Here is a 21,441-nt window from a genome sequence, read left to right as displayed (position 1 = left end):
CTCCTAAGGGTCGGCTTCCCTCTTCTGGGACAAGAAGGTTACGGAACGGCTTGAGAAGAAGTTTCAGGGCCGTCGAATTATTTTACACGGTCATCTCGCTTGTTGTGGCCACCTCACCACGCGGCCAGCAAACAAAGGCAACCATATCAGGACGGGCTGGAGGGGTAAGCGCAAAAGGTGGTAGATCCACTCCCACACCGACGGGTCACCAGAAAGCGCATCGATCGCGTGTTTGATATTCGCCGGAAAAACGCAGACCGCATAAAGCGCCAGACCAATGCCTGCGGCCCGCTGAAGTCGTGCGGTTACGATCCCCACCGCACCAGCGATTTCGCAAAGACCTGTCAGCAAAATCACCAAATGTGGCGACGGAACCCAATCCGGCGTGATTTTCAGAAATGGCGTCGGCCACACAAGGTGCATCGTGCCGACGAAGCCATACAGGCAGGCGAGCCCTGTCGCGCATTTGCGCCGCCAAGCTTCCGTCCTCAGATAGGCAGCCACGGAGTATCCCATCTCATCTCCAAATAGGTGCCTTGTGCCATCGCGCAGCGCATCGCTCCGGAAAGCGAAAGTTCAGAGACTTCTTGCCGTGCCGCTCGCCACGATCGCTCCGGTCGGCTTGCCTGTGGGCGAGCCGCCGAACGGTTCCAGCGATACTGCAAGCGTTGCGCCGCCACTCAGACGATCACGCAGGTCCGATGGAATGACCAGTTCTCCGCCCGTATCTGCCGGCAATATGCCGAGCGAGAAGGGATCTCCTTGCCCAGGGACCAGCCAGAGCTCCAGCGATTTCTCCTGCGCGCGCCCTGCCGCGACAGGTACGATGCGCATTCGCCCGCTTTCGGCATCGTAGGACGCCAGCATGTTGACGGAATTACTGGGTGCCGAGAGTTCAGCAACAAGCTTACCGTCCTGAGAAGGAGGCGATGCGATACCCGATGCATAGATCAGGGCCGCAGCAGCGGCTACGGAGGTGCCGAGTGAAAGCCAACGCCAGAAAGCCATTGAATTCCAAAGGGTGACGTTCACCTTACTCGTCAGCGGTGCTGCGAAGAGGCGCTGTTCAAGCTGTTCCAGCACGGCGGCGCGAGGCGTGATCTCGTCATAGTCCTGATTGAAGGCCTCCATGTCGGCCTGCCAGCGCGCAACGATTTGCGAAAACGCCTCATCGCCGGCCATGCGGCGCTCGACCATCCTTCTTCCTTCGATGGACAGAACACCCAAGACATATTCGCCTGCCCGGATTTCATCTCTTGAGTGCTCGCTTGAGCCAGGATCACGCGTCATCGCTGGATGCACTCCTTAAGCTTGAGGAGACTACGGCGCAGCCAGGTGCGCACCGTATTCAGCGGCACCCGCAGATCGTCTGCAAGTTCGATATAGCTCAGGCCCTCGACATAGGCGCGACGAACTGCGCTGGCATGTGCCGGATCGAGCTCTGCCATGCATCTGTCGATCCTGCGGCCTTCATCGACGATGCCCATGCGCTGCTCTGGGTTCGGGGTTCTGTCATCGGCAAGATCATATGCTGCGTCGAGATCATCGGAAACAGGTTTGCGGGCGCGGATCGTATCGATCGCGTGGTTGCGCGCGATTGTCGCAAGCCATGCAAACGGACCGCTATGTCCGGTCGCGAAGGTTTTCGCGCGTTGCCAGATCTTGATGTATATTTCTTGCAGCGCCTCTTCAGCATCGCTGCGATTTTTGAGGATGCGCAAACATACGCCCATCAATTTTGGGCTAGTCGCCTGGTAAAGTGCGACAAAGGCGGCGCGGTCTCCCATCGCGACACGATTGATCAAAACTTCGATGTCGTTGCTTTGCATTGAAGAAAACCTTGCCACCCCAACCTTATAGGGGGTGGCTTCTGGAAAAAACAAGGAGCGACGGGCGGTAAACCCGACAAAGACGCTGTTTCTGCCAGTCCACGATCGGCCATTGGCCCGAATATCGTTCATCGCGACGCATCCAAGGTTCTCAACTGGCGTCGGATGAGCCAGAAACCGGATCCTGCCGTAACTGTCGAGAGAAGAGTTCTCCCGATCAGCCCCCGGGGGTCAGCATCGTATAATGGCTCCTGAGTGTCGCCCGATCGATCCAACGGCAAGCAGCGAAGGCGGTTCTCCATGCTGCTTAACCGGAAGAAGCCAATCGCGACGAACACCATGAGCGTGGCAAGATGGGCAATGGGACAGGTCATCATGTGGTCAACTCCGACATTGCCAAGGCCTCCAGCAGATACTGCCCTATGCGATTCCGAAGCAGAGCAATCCCGCGAGTTCAGAAGCGCACTTTCATCCTGAGCGCCTTGCGCGACCTTTCGCTCCCACTTTCAGGCCTGGCGTTCTGACGAGTTACGAACGCGGCAAACCATTAGTTTCAGCAATCCTCTTGGCTTCCTCAATTTTCCCTTTGGTTTCTATAAATTCTTCCACGGCCCGCGCCGACTCGCCGATAGACGGTCTTTCGCATGGCCGAAGCGAGGCGATATACGGCCGCTTATGGTCGGGTCAGGCGGTCGCTTCTGCGCGCGCTTTGCCGACGGCGGTTCGGCGAGGACCAGTCACGTCAGTCTTAATCACTCTCCGGACGGCGAAGCTTGCCAACCTTACTTGAATATCGAGCCAAGTGCGCATGTTTCGACCGCCGGCCTTTATCGCCCGACGGTCTCTGTCTCCCTTAAGCGGTTTCCTCCGCTCACATCGGCGGAACGACACCATTCGTGCCGACAACTACGCGACCGCTCGACATCGAACCGTCATCGGCCTTTTCGGAGGGTACGAAAACGGTTGCACCAGGCTTAATGTCGGTTTCCGCAGCATCGGCAAAAGTGACAACCGGCGTGCCATCCGGAATGGTGATCTTCTTCTCCTTCCCCTTGTAGCTCACGGTCACCGCATGACCGTCAACAGACTTTACGGCGTCGGCAACTGTCGCATTGGTCATAGAGCTGTTTGGCTTCAGGTCCCAGGCATAGCTCCCCTCGCCTGTGCCTTTCATCGCTGCAGGAAAGATCAGCACTTCCAAAGCGCCATCGCCGCCGCTCGCTGTTGGCAGTGATGCGATACCGACGAAGTCACCTGGCTTGATATCGTCAACCGATGCCTTGGCGACGCCGGAGACCTTCCAGCCATCCTTCAGCATGATCTTTGCGCTGCTGCCTTCACGCGTTTTGACGGACAACATGTTGCCCTGAAGGCTTTCGACGGTGCCACGGACACGAACCTGATCGGCGGCTTTGGCGCCACCGCCGAGCGTCAACGCGACCAGCGCGCCGGCGAAAAGGCTAAAACCTGTCTTCGAGGTTGAGAACATTGTGCTTCCTTTGTGTTTCAAACCCTGTCTGTTGAAGGACCGGCGGAGGCGGGCTGAAAAATCCGCTGGCTATGGAAATCTGGACTTCGACCTATATTCCGGCGTACCACTCGTAGCCGCGATCCTCCCAGAAGCCGCCATTTCCGCCGTAGAGATTGGAGAAATCTGCGACGGCCTCGATGCGCATCAGATATTTTGCCTGCTTGTAACCAAGCTGCCGCTCGACCCTCAGCCGTAGCGGCGCGCCATGCGCGACTTCGAGATCTCTCCCATTCATGGAATGGGCGAGAATGGTTTGAGGATGAAAAGCATCGACGAGATCGATGCTCTCGTAATACCAGCCGCTGCCATCCAGGGTCTTCTCGTATTCGTCGGCACAGTGAAAGACGATATAACGCGCTTCCGGCTTGAGGCCGACCTTATCCAGAACGGCAGCGAGCGGCACACCTGTCCACTGGCCGATCGCGCTCCAGCCTTCGACGCAGTCGTGACGGGTGATCTGGCTGCGTGCCGGCATTGCCTTCAGGGTTGCAAGGGGGAATTTGGTTGGGCGCTCGACGAGGCCACCGACCTCCAACTGCCACTGCGAAAATTGCGTCGACAACAATTGCTGATATTGCGCGCCATCGGGCATGCTTGTGCCGTTGGCGCGAAAACTTGGCGAGATGTCCGCGAGCGTATACTCGCGCGCCAGGGTGTTGTCGCCGATCAGCAAGCGCTGCGCACGCTTCGTCAGGCCCTCGGCGAGTTTCAGGGTTGTCTGGACCTTATCGTTCTGGACGAGCGCGTCGCAGCCACTCAGGCCGAGTGCGGATGCGGTGAGCGTTGATCCGATCAGGAAACGGCGACGGGTCATGAGGCGGCTCATGGCTTGAACTCCCCTTCCGGCTTTTCGATGATGACATAACGTCCGGTGATCATCGAGCGCATATTGTTCAATACGCCGGAGACCAGAACCATCACGATGTGAATGACGACAAAAGCGATCAGTGCGCTGGCTGTGATGAAATGCAGTGTCCGGGCCGACTGTCGACCGCCGAACAGATCCAGTAGCCAGGGCGCGAAGGCATTAAAACCCGGTGACATTGTCAACCCGGTTGCAATCATCAAGGGAAGCAGAAGAAAGATAACCAGAAGATAGGTGAGCTTCTGCAGAGCATTGTAGTGACGCGCTTTCTCGCCCTTCGGAAAGCGCAAACGAGCATGATCAGCCACCTCCTGGACGAGGTGCGATGCCGCTAGTTCACCGCGCCTAGGCAAAAGGTCCCGATGGAAATGACGGGCAATGAAACCATAGGCAACATAAATCAGTCCGTTGATGACGAAGAGCCAGGCAAAGAAAAAGTGCCAGCGCCGACCGGTGGCGAGATCCTGATAGCTCGGCAGCGTCAGCCAGGCGGGAAAGCCGCGGGCCGTAAGCTCCCCATCGACATTGGACACGCCCAGGAAACCGGTCGTCTCAAAGGAGACGTCGCCGATGCGGGTCACGCCCTTGACCCGGTCGCCGTCCTGCACCGCGTCCATGGCAATGAAGGCCGGGTCGTCATCGGCGCCATATTGACCCCAATAGAGAGCCGGATGCGCGTTGAAGATTTGCAGTCCGCTAAACAGCAGCACGGTCATGCACAGAACGTTCAACCAGTGCGACAGGCGCACGGTCAGACTGTGTCGCCTGATGAGAATTCGTTTTCCAGTGACGGGTTGTGCGGTCGCATCCATAATTTCCCTCGAGCGCCAGCGTTATCGTCGATACGAAACCGCCCCCGCAAAAGTTGCGTTTCGCGGGGGCGGACAGGATCATTTCATCGCGTCGCATTTCTTCATCATGTTGGACTTTTTCATCGAGTCCTTTTCCATGCCGGCCTTGTGCATACAGTCGGTCTTGTTGCCGGCCATCTTCATGCTATCGGTCTTCATGGTGTCTTTCTTCATCGTATCCATCTTCATGGTATCGGTCTTTTTCATTGCGTCGGAGGACTGAGCCTCGGCGGTGCCTGCCGCAAAGGAAAGACCAAGAATGACGGCGCCGATGGCGACAGTGAAGGAACGAATAGTCATGATGCGTCTCCCGTTTGATGTGCTCGCCGCGTGTTTGCGCCGAAGGTTCACATCAGGCTCATTCGCGGAAGGCGGGAATTGGTAACAGTCATCACGCGGTTGTGATCGCAAACTCGGTCGGGCTGAACTTTTCTCGATTTTACCAGCGATGCTGTGTAACCGTTTCGCCATAGGGCCGTATGAAGCTGGAAGACATGATGGCGATGAGCGAATTCGAGCTGAAGGCGTTGATGCTTCTGTCCCTTGACGGGGACGAGAATGCCTATCGCTGTCTGCTCGGTATTTTGCGGCATCTGCTGGAGAGCTATTTCAAGCGACGGCTGGCGTCGAACGCGCAGGACACGGACGATCTGATCCAGGATACGCTTCTGGCGCTGCATCAGCGCCGGATCACCTACGATCGCGAGCGACCGTTCACGGCCTGGTTCTTTACCATCGCACGCCACAAGCTGGTCGATCACCGGCGACGAGGCGGGCGATCGGTTGTCAGCCTGGAACTGGTCGAGGGCGTCGCGGACGGCTATTCCGAAGACGCGATCCTCGCGAGCATGGATGTGGAGCGATTGCTCTCTGGCATTCCGGCGTGGCAAAGCGAATTGATCCGGCGCGTCAGGTTGGAGGGTCGTTCGGTCGCCGAGACGGCAGCTGCCAGTGGCAAGACGGAAGCAATGGTCAAGGTCAGCGTTCATCGCGGCATCAAGGCACTGGCTGCGAGATTGAGAGGCGAACGTGGCGAAAACGGATGATCTGATCGACAGCCTGGCAAGAGGACTGCAGCCGGTACGGCCGCATGCTCTTCTCCGCTTACTAACAAAGGCGCTGCTACCTGGTGTCTTGCTGTCTGGTGCATTTATCCTGTTCGTGCATGGTTTGCGTCCAGACATAATCTCGGCAATGTCTCTTCCCGCCTTCTGGGCAAAATCATTCTATCCGCTGGCGCTGGCGATCAATGGTATCTGCGCCGCGTTGATGGTCGCGCGCCCCGGTGGACTGCCGAAATCGGCAGGCTTGGCCTCGATCGGCATCTATATGTTGCTAGCAATGCTGGGGCTCTGGCAGTTGCATGCATCGCCAGCTATGGACTATCCGAAGTTGATTTTCGGCGTCTCCTACTGGTTCTGCCCACTGATCATTGTCGCGTCCGCCGCTCCCGTCTTCGCCGCCAATATCTGGTTCTTGCGACGTTGCGCACCGACGCGGTATCGGCTCGCGGGATTTACCGCTGGCATGATGGCAGGAGCCATAGGGGCATGGACCTATTCCTGGGGATGTATCGAAAACGGGCTCCCCTTCGTGGCGCTCTGGTATTCCCTCGGTATTGCTCTATGCGGCCTGATCGGCATGGCGCTCGGCCCGCGTCTCTTGCGCTGGTAGCGCGATCATTGAGGCGGCCGAGCTTTTTTTCCCCAACCTCGGACCGTCCAGAGCGGTCCCTGAAAGCTCCTGGGCGGCAGAGAGCAATCGCTCACCTCGCTGATGACGTTGGCGGAGTCTTTTAGAAGAGCAGCAATTTATGCCTGCGATGACAGCCAGTACCGGCTATGCCGACGTTTTCCTGTACATGTCATCCCACCGATTTCCACGAGCTGCTGAAGCGAGCGCGCGGCCTATTCAGCCGTTGCCGTCCTCGAATGGATGTTTGCTTTCAAACTAAAGCTGACCGACGGCGGCGTGTGTCTAAGCTCGAAGCGGCGTTTGGCCATAGGGGCCGGATTGGTTGAACCATGTGATGAAGCGCTCCATCTCAACGGCAACCCGGCAAGACGAGGGGGCCTCCAAGTGGATGTTCGACCTGGCCGATCGACTTGGCACGATCTGCATGGCGTCTTCATGCGTGCGGTAAGCACCGACTGTCTCAATCTATCGGTTTCCCGCCATCAGCATCGAATGCCAGTAGGACAGGCCCTCATGATCCAGCACTCTACGCTTTGGCCCAGCCTCCCCTTGTAATCCGGTGTTCAAGCACGACTTAAGATAGCAGTGACGGCTCGTCTTCAGGGCGCTGTCATCAAGGGTGCAAAACCTTGCCCCAACAAAGGAGGACGGAATGTCTTCCAATCCAGCAGCCTCGTCTATCGACCTCGCCGGCTCTAAGGTGGTGAGGGAAGTCTTAAAGTCCGCCGGCCATCGGGAATCTCAGTCGAACGCGCGTTCCGACATGAAACGTGACGCCTCGCCCCTCCTCTCAGCCGTGTCAGGCAGGGGTGTTAGAACCAAATCGGCTCTCCTTGGACCTCTCGTCAGCCAGAAACAGTCGTCGATACGAGCAAGTCCCGATCCCCAACCAAAGAGTAGCGCTGGTGATCGTTGGCAAGATGACGGTGGGCGCTGATGGGTATCTCCTTTCCAAACAAAGCTCGTAGTTTTGACGACAGAAAGCGCTGTGTCCGTTTCACCGGATACGACGGGATGTTCGAGATCAAATTCTATCTGCCGACCGAAGTATTAGCCCACGGGAAATCGTCCCGAAATGTCACCGAGGCAGATTATTTGATGGCGTTCGATGCTTTGCGCCCAAGAATTCTGCAAGCGGCGACCTCCGCTTACTCCAAAGTTCGATCCAGCGTGATTACGCTGGATCTCGCACATTTTCGTTGAGCATATCGTGGTCCTTAAAGGATACGATCGTTCATCATCCAACCAAGCCAGCGCCACCGCTGCAACGGTGGCAGCGAAAACTATGCGTGTGAGCGAGTTCGCGAAAGAGTTTCGTCTGGGTCAAGCAGAGGAGAAACGACCTGCCTCTGAGAATGTCCGCAGAACTGATGAGGGTCCAGCCCATTGAGGACGGACAAATGGTCTTTGGGTCGGTCTTACCGCAGCGCCATTGCGGAATGGACAACGATTACAACAATTTCCCGCCGCACTCATCGCTCGGACGAGACCCCGGCGGACTATGCCGGGATGATCGAGTCTGGCATGTCAGAAACCGCTCCGGCTCCAAACGCGACCGGGTGAGACTTCATTAGCAGGTCAATGGCGTGAACGCGACCGATAGCGGCCGCATATGAAAACTCACCCGCGAAAAATACATGAGTTAATTTATCATGTTTTATCTGGACGGGAACGTCCAGTTTGTTTATAGCCATCGGGCAACTGCATTTCACTGCGGGTCCACGAGGGTTCCTCGATCAGAGGAACGCCTGGACCGAGGGCAGGATCGGTTGGAACGCTGAAACAACCCGAACTCATCTATATGGGCTTAGGAAAGGCTATCATGCCAGGAAAAGATGTATATTCCCTCGACGCAAAACTGACGGACCAGTTGACTTCTCGATCGGCTCAGGAACTGGACATCGTAGGAGTAGGCTTTGGTCCGACGAATTTGGCCTTAGCGATCGCTATCGAAGAATATAATGAGACACGCCCCGTCGAGGACAGGTTATCCGCTAAATTCATAGATCTAAAAAAAGAGTTTAGTTGGCACACGGGTATGTTATTGCCCGATTCCACTATGCAGATCAGTTTCTTAAAAGACTTGGTCTCCCTTAGAAATCCTACAAGCTGCTATAGTTTCGTCAATTATCTCCACGAACGAGGACGTTTGTCCGACTTCATCAACTTGAAAACATTTTTCCCTTCTCGACGTGAGTTCCACGATTATCTTGAATGGGCCTCGAAGCGCGTTTCCGTTCCGGTATCTTACGGTGTGAGCGCTCAAAAAATTGAATGGCAAAATGGCCGTTTCGCTCTTGAGACCTCACGCGATGTCACCGAAGCCTCGCGGTCTGAAACACTCTTTGCCCGGAATGTCGTCTTAGGGTTGGGATATCGCGCCGCGTTACCGGAAAATATTGTCCCAAGCAAAAGAGTATTTCATAATCAACATCTTGTCTCGAATCTAGAAGCTGTCCCAAATAGAGAAAACAAGCGGTTTTTGGTTGTCGGCGCGGGGCAAAGCGCAGCGGAAGTCGTAGCATATCTGCATGAGAGATTTTCCGACTCAGATGTCCATGCATCGCTTAGACGGTTCGGCTATTCGCCCTCGGATGACACCCCATTTGTCAATCGCATTTTTGATCCGCAATCTGTCGATGAATTCTATACGGCTCCCGCAGAGCTGAAAGAACGCTTGCTGCATTACCACTGGCCAACCAACTATTCAGCCGTTGATGCGGACTTGATCAATGACCTCTATCGGCTCGAGTATGACGAGACAGTGTCTGGCAAAAGACGTCTTCACATCCATCGCACGACGGTAGTTGAGAACATAAGCGATCACGTCGACGGTGTTTCGGCAACAATCTCTGACATAGGCGGCCGGCACAAATCTGAGCTCACATTCGACGCCATCATATTCGCGACAGGTTTCACCCCGTTCGACCTGCGAGATCTGCTGGGCGCAAGCATAGATATCGGCAGTGGCTTTAAACGAGACTTGCCAGTCGTCAATCGAGACTACTCGATTGATCTCCCTAACATTAGCGGACGCATCTATTTGAATGGCGGTGTTCAGCACAGCCATGGGCTGACCTCCAACCTATTGTCCAATGTCGCAATTCGATCCTCTGAGATTCTGGAAGCGATCACCGCGGACGCTCATCACGAAGCCTATGAACAATCACATGCCAAGCACACTACTGTTGGAGCGATCTAATGACCATCAATCCATTCGATGATCCAAACGGCGTTTTTTTTGCTCTGGTAAACGACGAAGAGCAATATTCCCTCTGGCCGACATTTAAGGACGTACCTGAGGGTTGGAACATCGCCTACGGCGCGCCCGGTGGCGCTCCGCGGCAGCAGGTACTCGATTGGATCGAGAATACCTGGACGGATATGCGGCCCAAATCCCTGCGCAGCCAGATGGCTTCCATCACTTCGACCACTGGCAGCATCTGACGGAGGAGCATCCGTATGACCGTGTTTACCTCAGGCATAGTGCAAGACAATTCAGAGCATATAGTCCCGTTAACCGTTGATATTGTGACCGCCGCAGCGGCGCTTGCATCGGCCACCGAAGCCCCGCAAGCCGACGAACAGCCCACACCCTATATTTTGTACGAGAAGGCCGATGAGATCACATTTGCAGCGGGCTGCGCGATAGAAATCCGGCTTGATCGGAACGGTCTTCACCTGATCGCTCCGACCGGATCACGAACCGAACCCCTCGGCGACCGCCCGTTTGAGCAATTGGACTCGATGCTGGCAGGCATCCTTCCTACTCACGGAGCAAGCGATTCGCGCGTCTTCGGCTGGGCGGCGTTCGAGCTCTCCTATTTACTGCAGGGTCTTCCGATCGCCGATGACGCCGGTACCCTGCTCTATCTGTTCGTACCCCAACATGTCGCGCAAATCCGATCGGGTGACGCAAAGCTAATCGTCTCAGATCCAGAAATCGCCGAGCGCTGGCATGGGGCATTGCAGAATGCCAGAGCCAGCCTCCGGTCGGCACGCGTCCACGTCGATGAAATCGAGGATACGACCGGCTACGTCGATGCAGCACGTGACGCCATTCAATCGATCGACGGCAGGAAGCTCCGTAAACTGATCCTTTCGCGCTCCGTTTTCGTCCAACAGGAGATCGATCTGATTGCGAGCTATCAGACGCTTCGCCGCAATAACACGCCGGCACGGTCTTTCCTGATGAGGCTTGGGGGAATTGCAGCCGCAGGCGTCAGCCCTGGCGCGATCGTCGAGGTGTCGACAAGTGGCGCCGTTGTCGCGCAGCCTCTCGCGGGAACTCGCGCCTATACAAATCAGCCGGAGCGCGACGCAGCCCTTCGCGAAGACCTTTTGAGTGACCCCAAGGAAATTTACGAGCATGCCCTCTCAGTGAAACTTGCTCAGGATGAAATTGCCGACGTCAGCGAGCCCGGAACCGTCTTCGTCGAAAACTTCATGGATGTCGTTTCCAGAGGCAGCGTTCAGCATCTGGCATCTCATGTCCGTGGCCAGTTGCGGCCTGGCGCTAGCTGCTGGGACGCCTTCGGAGCGCTCTTTCCCTCCGTCACGGCATCGGGAATCCCAAAGCGCGAGGCATGCCGCGAGATCCGCATTCGCGAGGGTTCCCCTCGCGGCCTGTACAGTGGCGCGGTCCTCTCGCTTGACGCGAAGGGCAACCTTGATGCGGCGCTTGTGCTTCGTTCCGTCTACCAGGTCGCTGGTGCAACTTGGCTTCGCGCCGGCGCAGGGCTAATATCTCAGTCCGACCCGGAGCGCGAACTTGAAGAGACGCGGGAAAAGATGCGCAGCGTCAGCCGGTTTCTCGTCCCTAAATCCGGAGACAATGCGTGATCACGGCTCACATCAACGGCATTCGTATCGCTTACGAGGATACGGGCGGATCTGGCGCTACGGTTCTGCTCGTCATGGGAACGGGAAGCCCCGCCCGTGTTTGGGAGGTGCATCAGATACCTGCGCTGAAAGCAGCGGGCTTCCGCGTGATCTCCATGAACAATCGCGGTATTCCGCCAACAGATGAATGCCCAGGCGGATTTACCATGGATGACATGGTCAACGACGTGATCGGCTTGATTGACCATCTCGGCTGCGAGGACGTCACTTTGATCGGCACGTCTCTTGGCGCCAGGATCGTCACCGAAACAGCCCTCGCCAGGCCGGACCTTTTGTCCCGCGTCATCGCCCTTGCCGCACATGCCCGGCTGGAACCTGTGCAGCAGGCCATGACGCGTGGGGAGATCGCGCTGGCGGACTATGGTAACCCGCCACCACCAGACTATCGCGCCGCCGTCATGGCGTTGCAATATTTGTCGCCAGCGACGCTTCGTAACGAAGATCAGGCGCGAGATTGGCTGGACATGTTCGCGTTTGACGACGGGCGCATCAGCGCCGGCCATAGGGCTCAGTTACAGATATCGCAGGTCCTTAGTGATCGACGCTCCGCCTATCGAGACATCTCCGTTCCCATGTTGATCATCGGCTTTGCCGACGACGCTGCCATTCCGCCTCGATTGAGCCGCGAAGTGGCAGATGTCGTTCCAGGCGCGGAATATGTCGAAATCGCCGATGCCGGTCACTTCGGATACCTCGAACAACCCGCAGAGGCCAACCGCCTTATCATAGACTATCTCAAGCGGCCGCTTGCCACCGCAAGGGTGCGTAAGATGCCAGCAGTTACCATGGTGTAATATGTCAGAACCGACTTTACGGATGTGGCCAAGCGAATTCGCCCAACGATATAGCGAACTAGGTTACTGGCGGGGACGAGAACTCACCGCCCCGATCCGCGATCAAGCCAAGCTCAATCCAAACAAGCTCGCGCTCATTGATTCGGCCGGGAAGAGCCTGTCCTATGCGGAACTCGACGGCGCTGCAGATCGTGTAGCCTCGTCATTGCTGGCATGGGGCTTGAAGCGCGGCGATCGCATCATCCTGCAACTGCCCAATATCACTGAACTCGTCACGCTCCTGTTCGGTTCGATTCGAGCCGGCATTATCCCCGTCATGGTTCTGCCAACGCATCGGGAGCAGGAAGTCAGCCATCTTGCCAGGGGATCGGGCGCCGTTGCCTATGCGGTCACCGACATCGAAGCGAGTTACGATTTCCGTTCGCTCGCGAAACGTGTTCGCCAAGCGGTGCCATCCTTGCAAAAGCTCCTCGTGGTCGGCGAGACTGGCGGCGACCCCACACTGACGAGCTACAGCGAGCTCGTCGGGGCCGCAAGGGATGCAGCTGTAGTCACCGATCTGGATGCGACCTCAGTGGCGCTCTTCCTCCATTCGGGAGGGACAGGGGGCCTACCCAAGCTTATCCCACGCACCCATAATGACTACGAATACAATGCCCGTGCCAGCGCTGAGGTCTGCGGTTTTGACGATGCCACTATTTACCTCGCAAGCCTCTCGGCGGCCCATAATTTTCCCCTCGCCTGCCCCGGCATACTCGGCACATTCATCGTCGGTGGCACGGTTGTTCTTGCTCGGGAGCCCAGCCCGGATTCCGTATTTGGGCTGATCGCGAAGCATAGGGTGACAGTGACGGCAGCCGTACCAACGCTTGCATCACTCTGGCTGGAGGCGCGGGAGTTCGACGACGCTGACCTCTCCAGTTTGCGGGTTATCCAGGTTGGCGGAGCCAAGCTTGCGCCATCCGTTGCCGCCAGAATCCATAGCTTTCTCGGCGTGCGTGTCCAGCAGGTTTTCGGCATGGCCGAAGGCTTGCTGAATTTCACCCGCGATGGCGATCCGATCGATCTCGTGGAGACGACACAAGGTCGTCCGCTATCGCCACATGACGAGATCCGCCTGGTCGATGACATGGGCGCCGATGTTGCCGATCAAGAGGTCGGCGAACTTTGGACGCGCGGTCCTTACACGATCCGCGGCTATGTGGCAGCACCGGAGGCGAACCAACGCTCCTTCACCGCCGACGGTTTCTATCGTACCGGCGATCTGGTGCGGCGCCTGCCAAGCGGTCATCTGGTGGTCGAAGGCCGCGCCGGGGATCAGATCAATCGGGGCGCCGAGAAATTCTCGTCCGTCGAAATCGAAGAATATCTGCTTGATCATCCAGCCGTAAGGGAAATTGCCGTCATCGGCGTACCCGATGCAAGTCTTGGTCAGGCATCCTGCGCGGTCGTGCGGCCAGTCGATGCACCGCCTAGCCTGCGCGATCTGAAGGATTTTCTGAGAAGCCGCGGCGTCGCGACCTACAAGTTCCCCGATCGAATTCGCATTGTCGATGAAATCCCCTTGACCCGTTTCGGCAAGATCGACCGTAAGCGTCTTCTTGCCGAATCTTGCACAGAGGATGTGAGCGGTCCCGTGGCTTCGCCGGCATAGCGCACCGGGCGTCCCACAACCAAAACGCAAATTGCACACTCTTCGTGACGTGCGGTGCCATCGGCATCCCGGCTCCAGGGAGATTGCGCGCCATGTTTCAAGCATCGGTCGAGGTGAACCAATGGGAGCAATTGCGACGGCATCGGCCCGAAATCGGCATCGATTTTCGGAAAGCCCGACGCACAGATTCAAGGATTGAGAGAGCCCGTTTGAACGAAAGTGACGTGTCTTCCTGATGATGAAACGGAGATAGGTACATGAATGCCCGGTTTGATTTGACAACGCCCGCATATCAGCTGCGAACCCGTGGAGTGGCACAACGGATTTATCCAGAGGGCTTCGACGGCGCTTCGGTTGCGACTGCGGTCAGTGCCGCGATGGCTGCGGTCGGCGAAAAGACGCGCAATGGAACAAAAAAGATCGTGGTTGGTCTGGTACCCTTCGATGTCGACGCTGAGGCGGTTTTCTATATGCCCGAGGACGTTGAATTCAGTACGGACTACCCGAAGGTATCAACTCCGAAGGACGAACGGCACAATGTCTTCGAAATCCACGGGGACGATTCTCCCGCCTACAGGAAAAACGTCGCGGAAGCGCTGAAGCGCATCGAGTCAGGTGATCTGGATAAGGTGGTTCTTGCCCGCAGCGTGACCGTCGATTTCAACACTCCAATCAATGTCGACGCAGTCTATGCGCGTTTGTGCGCACGGAACGGGAACGCTTATGTTTATCGCATCGATCTTCCAAATGGTCATGACGAACGACCGGCGGTGCTGCTGGGGGCAAGTCCGGAACTGGTGCTGAGAAGCGAAAACGGCAAGATCCGCAGCACGCCTTTGGCGGGTTCCATACCAAGGGCCGCCGACGCGGTCGCAGACGAGGACGTGGCCCGCACGCTCCTGAACTCGAAGAAAGATTTGGTCGAACATTCGCTCGTGGTTCAGGCTGTTGGTGAGACATTCCGCCAATTTGCCGATGGGGTCGAGGTTCCCAGTAAGCCTCAGTTGGTAGAGACGCCCGTCATCTGGCACCTTGGAACCGACATCACCGGCATGCTGCGAGAAAATGTCTCCCCCATCGCTCTCGCATACGCCCTTCACCCGACACCAGCCGTTGGTGGCTGGCCGAAAGAGGCCGCCCGGAAAGCGATCGCAGAGCTCGAAGGTTTCGACCGTGGTTTCTATGCAGGATTGATCGGGTGGATGGACGATGAAGGAAACGGAGAGTGGGTCCTGACACTTCGATGCGGCATCGTCAGTGGAAACACTGCAACCGTTTTTGCAGGTGCGGGTATCGTGGCAGGCTCCGATCCGGAAAAAGAGCATACGGAGACAGGAACAAAGCTGAGAACGTTCATCAACGCTCTCGGATAGAGCGCTTTGCGTTCCTGGACGCACCGGAGCCGCCGCTACTCTTTGAACTAGCGAGTGCAATTTCCCGCGTTCCAAGAGCTTCGTTCGCCATCAACGATATCTCGCATTTCAGCGACAGCACTTCATACGGGTAAGATATAACATGATAAAATGAGTCAAGAATATATGGACAGGACAGTCCCGTTTGGTTATGGTTGTTGTCGAAGCTTCAGCGCTCACCGCCTGATATGCCAAGGCAATCGCAAAGATCCCAATCAGCATCTTTGCATCCAAAATTCAAACACCCTCACCGACTCCCGGCATGCAGCTGGGAGCCGCTCCAAATGCCGTGTCCATAAGACAGCGTCGGGAAACAGTCATTTCAAGGCATCAAAGAGGCTATCCATGCCAACGATACGACAATGGTTTGAGTCCAAAAAATTCCACAAACAGGCAAAGCCCATAAATGTGTTGATGACGCAGATCCTGTACTTGCCATGGTCTTGGAGAGATCGGACATGAACACTCTCCCCGATCGCTTCATGCACTTCGCCACCAGGTCGCCCCACGCGAATGCGGTTACGTATAATGGCTACTCACTCAGCTATACCGAGCTGGATACCAGATCGAACCGACTGGCGCGGCGGCTCATCGCCGCCGGCGCAGGACCTGATCGTATTGTTGGCGTTTCGCTATCCCGCTCCGCTGATCTGATCGTCGCACTTCTGGCGGTATTGAAGTCCGGCGCAGCCTACCTACCGCTGGATCCGACCTACCCCTTCGCACGTCTTCAATATCTCCTCTCGGATGCGAAGCCAGTGACGATCATCACCGCGTCCGACATCCATATCCCGGATAGCGGTCTTGCGAGGATCGAGCTGTCCGAGAAGGACGGCGAAGAAAACTGGGCCGCGACCGCGATCGAAAATTCCGATCGGATTTCCAGGCTCGAACCGGATCATCCGGCCTATGTTATCTACACCTCCGGCTCTACAGGCAGACCAAAAGGTGTCGTCGTTTCACATCGCAATGTCCTGACCCTGCTCGATGCAACCGTGCCGCTGTTCGATCTCAGCGCTACCGATGTGTGGACAGCGTTTCACTCCTATGCCTTCGACTTTTCTGTGTGGGAAATCTGGGCGCCGCTGCTGACGGGCGGTCGAACAGTCGTCGTCCCGTCGGAAGCAACATGGTCGGGCGATGAGCTTCTGGACTTGCTGGAAGCCGAAAGTGTCACAATCCTTAATCAGACTCCGTCTTCATTCGCATCACTGGAGCGTGCTGATGCCAACGGCTCGCATGCGCTTGCCGCGCTGAGGCTCGTCATCTTCGGTGGCGAGGCTCTGGATCCCGCTCGATTGTCGGCCTGGTTTGGCCGCCGTCCGACGCGCCCTCGCATGGTGAACATGTACGGGATCACAGAGACCACCGTGCACGTCACGGCGATCGACATTCTGCCGAAAATGATCCTCGCTTCCAGCGAAAGCCCGATCGGCCGACCGTTGCCGGGCTTCCACCACCATGTTCTGGACAACCAACTGGAGACAGTTGGCGACGACCAGATCGGAGAGCTTTATCTTGGCGGCGCACAAGTCTCTCGGGGGTATCTCGACCGCCCCGGATTGACCGCCACTCGCTTCGTCGCGGACCCTGACAAGCATGGTGAGCGACTGTATCGAACCGGCGATCTGGTGCGATGCTTCGGTGACAATCTTAATTTCATCGGTCGTGCCGATACGCAGCTATCCTTGAGAGGATTCCGTATCGAGCCAAACGAGGTCGAAGCAACGCTCGATGCCTATGAGGGCGTGACCGCGAGCGCAGTTGCCGTCAAACCAGACCCGGATGGAAAGGATGGCGATGAATGCCTCGTTGCCTATGTTGTGATGGCAAATGGCAAGCTCGACGAGCGCGATCTGCGTAACCATCTGGCGCGTCTTTTACCGGCTCACCTGGTCCCTAGCCATGTGATTGCACTCGCAGCGCTTCCGCTCACACCCAATCGAAAACTGGACCGTGGTGCCCTGGCGGCGCCGCCGCCGCGCAAAACGGGCAAAGCAAATCTCCGCGAGGAACTGCTGCGACAACGCCTCGTCAACCGCCCCCGATAATGACCAGAGGAAACGAGAGATGAACATGAGCAACGAGCGGTGGCTGCGTGATGCCGTTGTCGAAATTCTCGGCGAGGAGCCGGCCACAGTCAGCGATGAGGAAAACCTGTTCGAAGCCGGTTTGGACTCGGTGGCGTTGCTACGCCTCGTCAATCGACTGCGGCGAAGCGGATTGCAGGTGACCTTCGCCGATCTCGCACGCGAGCCAACGATTGCGGCCTGGGACAGGCTGGTCGACAACGTAGACACCGTACAGGCCGAACCTGCAGCCAAATCAGTCGCGGCCACCAACAGCCCGAAGTCGGTCGATAATGAGCCCGGTCAGTTGGGTGTCATGCAGCACGCCTACTGGGTAGGTCGCGGCGACGGCCAGAGACTTGGCGGTGTCGCGGCGCATCTCTACGCGGAGTTCGACCATGCCGCTACGGGAACGGCTCCCGCCATCGATCCGACCAAGCTCAAGCTTGCCCTGGAACGACTACTGGAACGCCATGAGACCCTGCGGACCCGTATCACCTCGGATGGCAAGCAGGACATATTGCCGAAGCTGCCTGCGCCGCTTGTCGTGTATGATATGCGCGCTCAGTCCTCCGCCGCCGTTGAAGAACACCTGGATCAGATACGCAGCGCCTTCTCGCACCAGGCACTTGATATCGAGAATGGCGAGGTGATAGCGGTTGCACTCACTCTGCTTCCCGAGGGTGCGACACGTCTTCATCTCGATGTCGATATGATCGCGGCAGATGCCGTTAGCTACCGCATTTTGCTCGACGATTTTGCGGCTTTTTATGCATCGCCCTCGGCACAGCTTCCACCTCTCGGGCTGACCTATCGGGATTATCTCGCAAGCAGCAAATCCGGCCAAGAGGAGCGCACACGCCTTGCAGCGGAAGCCTGGCAAAAGCGTATGACGTCGCTGCCGGGCGCACCGATCCTGCCGCAAGTGATCGACGCATCGGCTACAAGCGAGGTTCCGAGAGTTGCCAGACGGCACCTTTGGCTCTCGCCGGAGCGAAAGCGACGGCTGACCGAGATTGCCCGCCAGAATGGCGTGACCGTCGCGATGACGGTCGCGACCGTGCTCTCCAAGATTGTCGGGCACTGGAGCGCGACAGATCACTTCCTGCTCAATGTTCCGATGTTCAATCGGAGCGCAGATCATCCCGATGTCGACCGGATCGTTGGTGACTTCTCCAGCTCCGTGATGCTCGAGATAGACCTTCGAAAGCCACTCGCATTCGTGGAAAGGGTCCGCTCTCTACAAAACCGCATGCATGCCGATGCCGCACATGCATCCTATACCGGTCTTGATGTCCTGCGCGAGATTAGCCGACAGCGCGGCGAAACTGTGCTGGCGCCTGTGGTATTCACCAGCGCACTTGGTCTTGGCGAACTGTTCGCGCCGAAGGTGACTTCGGTCGTTGGCCGACCGGTCTGGGTCATCTCGCAAGGACCGCAGGTTCTTCTTGACGCCCAGGTGACCGAATTCGAAGGTGGCCTCCTGGTGAACTGGGATACGAGAGAAGATGCTCTTGTTCCAGGCGTGGTCGATGCCATGTTCAAGCTGTTTGGCGATGTGCTGGGTAACCTTATCGACGATCCTGAAAGCTGGGCGCGGCCAATCGAACTTTCAGCCGAAAACGCGCCAGCCCGCAGGCTCGGTGACCGCGATGTCCGTGTTGTCGATGCGATGGGTAGAGATCGCCCCGATCATGTTGCCGGACGATTGCTGTTTGAGGACGAACAAACGCACTTATGGGGCCGTGCCGACGGGAATGGTGAAGTGACGTTGCTCGGTGACGACAGCGAGCGGCTGGATGTCCACGGCGTATCTGTCTGGCCGATCGAAGTAGAAGAAGCGGTGATGTCCGATAGACGTGTGAGGGACACGGTGGTCGTACCTCATGACAACAGCTTCGTCGCCGCGGTCGTCCTTGAGTCAATAGACGAGCCCGACGCCGCATCCAACGGCAAGGCGCTTCGGGCGCAACTTGCACGGCAAATCCCATCTCATCTTCTGCCGGGCCAGATCGTGATCGTCGACCAGATACCCCGTGACGCGGACGACAGGCCGACGCTTGAGACCATCCATCAATTGATCGCCGCACAATCGGGAATATCCGATCATGTTGCACCGCGCACGGATCTGGAGCTTGTCATCGCCGGTGTCTGGGAAGAGATTCTCGGCATCGAGGACGTCGGGGTAAATGAGGAATTCATTGCGCTCGGTGGCGATTCCCTGCTCGCTGCACGCGTGGTTTCCCGATTGCAGGAGGAGCTCGATACGAATGCGGTGACGCTGCGTTCTCTCTTCCGTTCTCCCACCGTCGCGGAGCTGGCCGAGCAGCTGCGCAAGGATGACGATCCTGCCAGGCTGGATGAGGTGGCAGCGATTGTCCTCGAAATTCGTGCCATGTCGGATGATGAGGTCGCGAGCCATCTTGGCGAGATGGCGACCGGGGCCACGCAGGCTGGAACGGCAGCATGATCGTGGATCGCCAATCGCTGCTGCGCCAGCGGCTCGCATCGGCCGGACTGGCGGGTGCCGCAAAAATCGGACGTATTCCGGTTCGCAGCAATCCTGAAACGGCACGCCTATCGTTTGCGCAACAGCATACATGGCGATATCAGCAGGCCTTTCCCGATAGTGTCAGCAACAATCTCGGCCTTCTCATCACCTTCACCGGCAAGGTGGATGAGCATGCGATCGCTAGAGCGGTTGATCGCATCGTCGAGCGCCATGAAATCTTGCGGACGACCTACCATCTCGACACGGATGGCGTTCCTTTTCAGCGAATACGCAAGTCCATGCATGTTCCAAGATCATTCGACCACGCATCCGCCGAAAGGGGGACGCAATTGGCAAAGGCCGAGTTGCAAATCCCGTTCGATCTGGAGACCGATGCGCCTCTGAAGCTCATGTTCTTTCGCACGGGTCCAGACGAACTGATGCTTGCGCTGATTGTCAACCACATCGTCTGGGATGGCGCTACATTTGCCCTGCTCTCAAAGGAGCTTGAAAGCGCTTATGAGGCAGGCCCGGCCATGTCGTCGGAGCCTGCCATTCAATATGCCGATGTCGCCGAGTGGCAGCACGACCAAGCGACCGGGACCCACTCCGCCGACATGGATTACTGGAAGCAACGCCTCGGCATTTCGCCACCGGTGAAGTCATTGCCTGTCGAAGGCGGCGACAAGGCGGCCCATCCAGAGGCAGCGGGTCGCGTCGACTATCGGCTGGCAGCGTCCGCCGCGTTGCTAGGTCTGGCCGCCAGGCACAGGGTAACGCCATTCGTCGCGTTCATGGCCTGCTGGGCAAAGGTCTTGGGCAGGAACGGCGCAGATGAGGTGATGGTCGGCACGACGGTGTTGACTCGCGATCAGCCAGAGACCGAGCATCTCATCGGCAATTTCGCAAACCACATCGTTCTTCGCCTACCCGTCGGCAAATGTAAGAGCGCCGAAGCACTCATTCCCGCGACGGCGACGGAATTCGATGCGGGCTTCGCCCATCGAAGTCTTCCTTACGAGAGCCTGATCGAGGCACTTGGAAGATGCGATGTCGCCGAGCCCCCAGCTCTTTTCGATTCACTGGTCGTCTTCATTCCCAGTGGAACGGAGGGTCCTCGCCTGCCCGGAGCGACAACGCGCTGGCAGAGGCTCCATAATGAGGCGATCCAGTTTCCTCTCGTCCCTTTGGGATTGGAGATATTCGTGCGCGGGCGCGGCGCACACACCGTCATCGACATTGAGGCAACCTATGCCCGCAATGCCTTCGATCGCGCCATTGTCGCCGAACTGCTGTCCTGCCTGGACGCCACCATCCACGATGCAATCCACGAGGCCTGGTAACATCC

The 21,441-nt window shown here is 57.4% G+C and carries 19 protein-coding genes; 12 read left to right on the top strand and 7 right to left on the bottom strand.

The window, feature by feature from the left end:
• Positions 1-90 precede the first annotated feature (90 nt).
• From EYC79_RS13000 to EYC79_RS12970, 7 genes are all read right to left on the bottom strand, one after another.
• A complete protein-coding gene (locus tag EYC79_RS13000; protein WP_245495276.1) occupies positions 91-504 on the bottom strand; it encodes a DoxX family protein in 414 nt (137 codons plus the stop codon).
• A gap of 72 nt (positions 505-576) precedes the next feature.
• A complete protein-coding gene (locus EYC79_RS12995; protein ID WP_130978257.1) occupies positions 577-1,290 on the bottom strand; it encodes an anti-sigma factor in 714 nt (237 codons plus the stop codon).
• Complete coding sequence (locus tag EYC79_RS12990; RefSeq protein ID WP_130978315.1) at positions 1,287-1,829, bottom strand: sigma-70 family RNA polymerase sigma factor; 543 nt, start codon at positions 1,827-1,829, stop codon at positions 1,287-1,289. Before EYC79_RS12990 ends, EYC79_RS12995 begins: the two co-directional genes overlap by 4 nt.
• Positions 1,830-2,700: 871 nt before the next feature.
• Entirely contained in the window at positions 2,701-3,318 is a 618-nt protein-coding gene (locus tag EYC79_RS12985) for a hypothetical protein (protein ID WP_130978256.1), read from the bottom strand.
• A gap of 91 nt (positions 3,319-3,409) precedes the next feature.
• A complete protein-coding gene (locus EYC79_RS12980) occupies positions 3,410-4,186 on the bottom strand; it encodes a molybdopterin-binding protein (RefSeq protein ID WP_113267670.1) in 777 nt (258 codons plus the stop codon).
• A complete protein-coding gene (locus tag EYC79_RS12975; protein WP_130978255.1) occupies positions 4,183-5,037 on the bottom strand; it encodes a cytochrome b/b6 domain-containing protein in 855 nt (284 codons plus the stop codon). The genes EYC79_RS12980 and EYC79_RS12975 overlap by 4 nt, the downstream gene beginning before the upstream one ends.
• Before the next feature lie 78 nt (positions 5,038-5,115).
• Entirely contained in the window at positions 5,116-5,376 is a 261-nt protein-coding gene (locus tag EYC79_RS12970; protein WP_113273736.1) for a pentapeptide MXKDX repeat protein, read from the bottom strand.
• Between the two features lie 194 nt (positions 5,377-5,570).
• Here EYC79_RS12970 and EYC79_RS12965 point away from each other — a divergent pair, with 194 nt between their 5' ends.
• The 12 genes from EYC79_RS12965 (at position 5,571) to EYC79_RS12905 (ending at position 21,436) form a co-directional block, all read left to right on the top strand.
• Complete coding sequence (locus tag EYC79_RS12965) at positions 5,571-6,122, top strand: sigma-70 family RNA polymerase sigma factor (protein ID WP_130978314.1); 552 nt, start codon at positions 5,571-5,573, stop codon at positions 6,120-6,122.
• The gene (locus tag EYC79_RS12960; RefSeq protein ID WP_130978254.1) at positions 6,106-6,750 is read left to right on the top strand and encodes a DUF1109 domain-containing protein; all 645 of its coding nucleotides are present in this window, start codon (positions 6,106-6,108) and stop codon (positions 6,748-6,750) included. Before EYC79_RS12965 ends, EYC79_RS12960 begins: the two co-directional genes overlap by 17 nt.
• Positions 6,751-7,707: 957 nt before the next feature.
• Positions 7,708-7,974, top strand: a complete 267-nt coding sequence (locus tag EYC79_RS12950) for a DUF1488 family protein (RefSeq protein WP_130978253.1) — start codon at positions 7,708-7,710, stop codon at positions 7,972-7,974.
• A gap of 619 nt (positions 7,975-8,593) precedes the next feature.
• Positions 8,594-9,973 carry a lysine N(6)-hydroxylase/L-ornithine N(5)-oxygenase family protein gene (locus EYC79_RS12945; RefSeq protein WP_130978252.1) on the top strand — a complete coding sequence of 460 codons (1,380 nt, stop codon included), beginning with the start codon at positions 8,594-8,596 and terminating at the stop codon, positions 9,971-9,973.
• Entirely contained in the window at positions 9,973-10,218 is a 246-nt protein-coding gene (locus EYC79_RS12940) for an MbtH family protein (RefSeq protein ID WP_113273741.1), read from the top strand. The genes EYC79_RS12945 and EYC79_RS12940 overlap by 1 nt, the downstream gene beginning before the upstream one ends.
• 15 nt (positions 10,219-10,233) lie before the next feature.
• Positions 10,234-11,613 (top strand): salicylate synthase, encoded by a 1,380-nt coding sequence (locus EYC79_RS12935; protein ID WP_130978251.1) that lies wholly within the window; start codon positions 10,234-10,236, stop codon positions 11,611-11,613.
• Complete coding sequence (locus EYC79_RS12930; protein ID WP_130978250.1) at positions 11,610-12,467, top strand: alpha/beta fold hydrolase; 858 nt, start codon at positions 11,610-11,612, stop codon at positions 12,465-12,467. Before EYC79_RS12935 ends, EYC79_RS12930 begins: the two co-directional genes overlap by 4 nt.
• 1 nt (position 12,468) lies before the next feature.
• A complete protein-coding gene (locus EYC79_RS12925; RefSeq protein WP_113273744.1) occupies positions 12,469-14,121 on the top strand; it encodes a (2,3-dihydroxybenzoyl)adenylate synthase in 1,653 nt (550 codons plus the stop codon).
• Positions 14,122-14,432: 311 nt separating this feature from the next.
• Complete coding sequence (locus EYC79_RS12920) at positions 14,433-15,494, top strand: isochorismate synthase (protein ID WP_165457030.1); 1,062 nt, start codon at positions 14,433-14,435, stop codon at positions 15,492-15,494.
• A 497-nt stretch (positions 15,495-15,991) separates the two neighbouring features.
• The gene (locus EYC79_RS12915; protein ID WP_165457029.1) at positions 15,992-17,584 is read left to right on the top strand and encodes an amino acid adenylation domain-containing protein; all 1,593 of its coding nucleotides are present in this window, start codon (positions 15,992-15,994) and stop codon (positions 17,582-17,584) included.
• 19 nt (positions 17,585-17,603) lie between these two features.
• Complete coding sequence (locus EYC79_RS12910) at positions 17,604-20,072, top strand: condensation domain-containing protein (protein WP_130978247.1); 2,469 nt, start codon at positions 17,604-17,606, stop codon at positions 20,070-20,072.
• Entirely contained in the window at positions 20,069-21,436 is a 1,368-nt protein-coding gene (locus EYC79_RS12905; protein WP_130978246.1) for a condensation domain-containing protein, read from the top strand. Before EYC79_RS12910 ends, EYC79_RS12905 begins: the two co-directional genes overlap by 4 nt.
• The last annotated feature ends 5 nt before the right edge of the window (positions 21,437-21,441 follow it).

This window comes from Agrobacterium cavarae, from assembly GCF_004310285.1.
Lineage (GTDB): Bacteria > Pseudomonadota > Alphaproteobacteria > Rhizobiales > Rhizobiaceae > Agrobacterium > Agrobacterium cavarae.
This window is presented reverse-complemented; position numbering and strand designations above follow the sequence as displayed.

Coding starts and splice junctions, on each gene's coding strand:
- EYC79_RS12915 (WP_165457029.1), top strand. CDS start 15,992: ATGAACACTCTCCCCGATCGCTTCATGCACTTCGCCACCAGGTCGCCC.
- EYC79_RS12925 (WP_113273744.1), top strand. CDS start 12,469: ATGTCAGAACCGACTTTACGGATGTGGCCAAGCGAATTCGCCCAACGA.
- EYC79_RS12940 (WP_113273741.1), top strand. CDS start 9,973: ATGACCATCAATCCATTCGATGATCCAAACGGCGTTTTTTTTGCTCTG.
- EYC79_RS12995 (WP_130978257.1), bottom strand. CDS start 1,290: ATGACGCGTGATCCTGGCTCAAGCGAGCACTCAAGAGATGAAATCCGG.
- EYC79_RS12935 (WP_130978251.1), top strand. CDS start 10,234: ATGACCGTGTTTACCTCAGGCATAGTGCAAGACAATTCAGAGCATATA.
- EYC79_RS12905 (WP_130978246.1), top strand. CDS start 20,069: ATGATCGTGGATCGCCAATCGCTGCTGCGCCAGCGGCTCGCATCGGCC.
- EYC79_RS12975 (WP_130978255.1), bottom strand. CDS start 5,037: ATGGATGCGACCGCACAACCCGTCACTGGAAAACGAATTCTCATCAGG.
- EYC79_RS12980 (WP_113267670.1), bottom strand. CDS start 4,186: ATGAGCCGCCTCATGACCCGTCGCCGTTTCCTGATCGGATCAACGCTC.
- EYC79_RS12985 (WP_130978256.1), bottom strand. CDS start 3,318: ATGTTCTCAACCTCGAAGACAGGTTTTAGCCTTTTCGCCGGCGCGCTG.
- EYC79_RS12910 (WP_130978247.1), top strand. CDS start 17,604: ATGAACATGAGCAACGAGCGGTGGCTGCGTGATGCCGTTGTCGAAATT.
- EYC79_RS12950 (WP_130978253.1), top strand. CDS start 7,708: ATGGGTATCTCCTTTCCAAACAAAGCTCGTAGTTTTGACGACAGAAAG.
- EYC79_RS12965 (WP_130978314.1), top strand. CDS start 5,571: ATGATGGCGATGAGCGAATTCGAGCTGAAGGCGTTGATGCTTCTGTCC.
- EYC79_RS12990 (WP_130978315.1), bottom strand. CDS start 1,829: ATGCAAAGCAACGACATCGAAGTTTTGATCAATCGTGTCGCGATGGGA.
- EYC79_RS12945 (WP_130978252.1), top strand. CDS start 8,594: ATGCCAGGAAAAGATGTATATTCCCTCGACGCAAAACTGACGGACCAG.
- EYC79_RS12970 (WP_113273736.1), bottom strand. CDS start 5,376: ATGACTATTCGTTCCTTCACTGTCGCCATCGGCGCCGTCATTCTTGGT.